Genomic DNA, 3,209 nt, shown 5'->3' with positions numbered 1-3,209 from the left:
TAGCATTGAGTTTGTAACGCACAATGAGCGTGTACAGTTTTGTATGCAGCTACAATCTGGCATTCTTGAGTAAGCCACTCCTGGATTTGGCTGTAGCTCTTGAATCCTTCAGGTTGGCTCAGACGTTCTGTCAGTTGGCTCATTACTTTCGTTGGTATTAAACCTGACTTGCCTGGAGGAGTTTTGACTTCAAGCAATTCATCAATCCCGCCTTGCTTATACCGTTGCAACCACCGATATACAGTTGATTCATCCCGTTCTAGCCGCTGCGACAGTTCCTGTCTTGTTGCGATCGCCTTAGTCTTGATCCAGTAGAGCATCTGTAGCCTTTCTTTGGTTGTCGCTGTTACCGCATGGCGCAATCGGTGTTGTAGTTGTTCTCGGCTCTCGGATACTTCGACTTGAAAGCTATTTCCCATAACTTTACACCCTGTTTCTGCTTCTACTAATTTAGTGCATCTTCATAGAGAATTGGTATTAAAAACGTAGCCAGAACAATATAATTTTTCATAAAAAAGTAGACAGCAAAATTTCTATCGCCATATGACGGTAAGTACAAAGCTTGTGCGACACTGTGTTTAGCTAATCAAATACCTAACTCTTCTAGAAGCTGTGCTCCATAAGTATGCAAAAAAATGCATAGCCCTAGCATTCAACAAGCCCCTACTCTCGCTGTGCTACCCTCGTCACCTAAAATTACGCAACTTCTGACGCTGGAATATCGATAAAATCTTGATAAATCTGCGTATTATGAGCAGCATTCCTTCTGGAAACTGCCTCTTCTAAAAGCTTTGCTGCCCAGTCTACTACAGCCAAACCAGACTCTTTGGCAGCGTCTTGTATCAGCGGTAGCAAGTGGGCGGGAAGCTGTAGAGTTAGGGTAAAGCTTTCTCCTAAGGGTGAGCGAGCCTTTTTGATTTCATCTGACTGTGCCCCTCGCTCAGTCCAGAATTCGCATTTGGCTCCTCGTTGATTACCATCTTTTTCGATAAAGCTCAATTTCCCCAACTGATAGCAATAAAAGGTTTGGGGATCATCGAGGTACTCTCGGCTGCAATGAGAGCAATTCCAACAGATCCGGATAATTGACGGTGTAGAGTTATTAGTTGATTGTTTTTGTTGGTCAAGAGTTTTCTGTTTTTTGAGTGTAGTTAACTCACTTGCTTTTTGATATTCTCTTGCAACTTGGGCAACGTGAACAGCTGTGACTTTGCCACTTGGAGCTGTAGAAACTGCTTTAGCCCAAGCTTCTCGTTGTTGTTCGGGAGGAAGTGCTGTTAGAGGACGGGCTTGGCGCTCATTGGCGGGAAGAATTTGTGCGCCATGGCGCACATTTTCATAAACGCTAGCTGCCTCAATCAACTGATACGCCGAGCGCCGGGACATCTCCCAGCGAGTGATACAATACTCTTCAAATGTTTTGTAACTCTCCCGATACAAGCGTTTATCTCGAATCTGACATAAAGCTTGTCCTATCTCCCAAAACGCTTTTAAACAACGTTCTACTGTAGCTTCCAACCTCCTGAGTTCTAGTGCCTCAGTCTTGTTGAGGGTGTTTTCTACGCTCAATAGGTTTTGACCACTGGTCTTGGTCTTATTTTGCTTGCAGTTCTGACTTAACTCTACTTGTTCACTGCCGTAAGTGAGAGTAGGGTTAAGTGTGTCCAAATCAACAGTAGAGTTAGAGGACGACATTGATATGTTTTCTCCCCCGACAAGGTTGAGAGTCTTTGATTGTATGAAAGTTATCTAAATGCTCCATTCTTGACTGATGCTTTTATACACATCAGGTAGATTTGCACTATGCAATATTAAGCCTTGCATAATGCAAGATTGATGATACTAATAGTTAAAATTTCTTAATATTTAAATTTGTAATCCATAAAACAGACAAAAAAAGGTATTTATGGTCAAGCCTTTTGTAATAAGTTCCTCAAACCCTTGTAAATGTGGGAGTTTTGGTTCTAAAGTAGTTACATTAGGATTAACGATGAAAGTTTAAAATGTCTGATTCTAGCCGTACCCTTGTGCGGAAGTTTAGGACACAGTGGAACAACGACTAAAGTAGTTTACGTAAGTATGACCCCAAAAGTAACTTTTATGACTCATGATTCCGGGTCTTCTACCATGCAGGAACGCCAAGATCGGCTGGCTCAATTAGTTGAGCAGCTACTAAAAGACGGTTGGACTCAAACTACTTTAGCCGAAGCCATTGGTGTAGATTTCTCAACTGTGTATCGGTGGTTGAAGGGTAAAACTATTCCGGAAACTGACTCCAAAAACTTTCAACGATTGGCGAAGCTAAGCGGTGGAGATAGTAAAATGCTCCAACTTTACTTACATGGAGAAATTTCTCTCTCAGAGTACTGTCAAGGTTTGGAGAGAAAACCATTAGAGAAAGTAAAAAGCGGCAAAACCCTAAGTTCTGAGATGATTAAAAAAGAGGTTTTAGCAAAGATTTATTCACTTGATCCACTAGATATTGCAGATATAATTTCTACCAGTGTGGCGTTTTTAGCTAAGCGAGCGTGAGTGAATTATTGCTGCAGTTATTGGATCAATACCTTTGTGAATACACTTTAAAAATCTACAAAAATTCATTTATTAAATAATATTATTTTTTTCAGAAAACTTATATTTAGTGACAGAAAAATCTAAAAAGGAGTCAGAATTCAGAATACCCCACGGATAAATCCGGGGGTTTTAAATACGATGATCCGCATTTTTATTCCTCCATGCTTTTAAGCGCTTGTCATTACCAACATCTTTGTAGTGACTGGGTGGCAAAATCAGCCCCCCAGCACATATCTTGTAATCGCATCCAACCTCGCCATAAAGTTTGCCAACCAGGAAGACCATCTGCTTTGCGTGCTAAAAAACCACCAAGACGAGCGATCGCCACCCAAAACTCGGCAAGGGTGAGTTCAGGGGAAGACAAGCGCAAGCGGGCGACGAGAACTTGTAACATGACTTTTGGCACAAAAAAAGAAGCTTTGGCATTAGGATGAGTGCGGCTTAGGGAACGTAGCTGTAGCAATCGCACAGCCACAATCGCAAAAAAGCCAAGTAATGTCACCAAAGAAGTAGCTTGTTCGAGTTGACGCTTTTCCAGAGCGCAACCAGTTTTAAGACACTTGTGATATTCCTCAATTAACCAACGTGTGCTGTACCAATCGAGTTGTATCAAGGCGTCACAAGCATCAGTCACA

4 protein-coding genes are annotated in these 3,209 nt (G+C 41.8%); 1 reads left to right on the top strand and 3 read right to left on the bottom strand.

The annotated features are described in order from the left end of the window. Nucleotides 1-419 (bottom strand): helix-turn-helix domain-containing protein (locus V5G28_RS24970; RefSeq protein WP_336231329.1); only part of this gene is annotated, 419 nt, incomplete at its 3' end. Between the two features lie 277 nt (nucleotides 420-696). Then, entirely contained in the window at nucleotides 697-1,695 is a 999-nt protein-coding gene (locus V5G28_RS24965; RefSeq protein WP_336231328.1) for a hypothetical protein, read from the bottom strand. Nucleotides 1,696-2,100: 405 nt separating this feature from the next. On the opposite strand from V5G28_RS24965, the gene V5G28_RS24960 reads away from it, so the two are divergent. Then, nucleotides 2,101-2,532, top strand: coding sequence for a helix-turn-helix domain-containing protein (locus V5G28_RS24960; RefSeq protein WP_336231327.1), 432 nt, complete (start codon nucleotides 2,101-2,103; stop codon nucleotides 2,530-2,532). A 223-nt stretch (nucleotides 2,533-2,755) separates the two neighbouring features. On the opposite strand, the gene V5G28_RS24955 is transcribed toward V5G28_RS24960, so the two are convergent. Beyond that, a partial coding sequence (locus V5G28_RS24955) for an IS4 family transposase (protein ID WP_336231326.1) occupies nucleotides 2,756-3,209 on the bottom strand: 454 nt, incomplete at its 5' end.

The sequence above is a fragment of the Scytonema sp. PRP1 genome (genome assembly GCF_036697665.2).
Lineage (GTDB): Bacteria > Cyanobacteriota > Cyanobacteriia > Cyanobacteriales > Nostocaceae > Kalymmatonema > Kalymmatonema gypsitolerans.
Note: the sequence above shows the minus strand (reverse complement) of the source record. Positions and strands in the feature narration are given on the sequence as shown.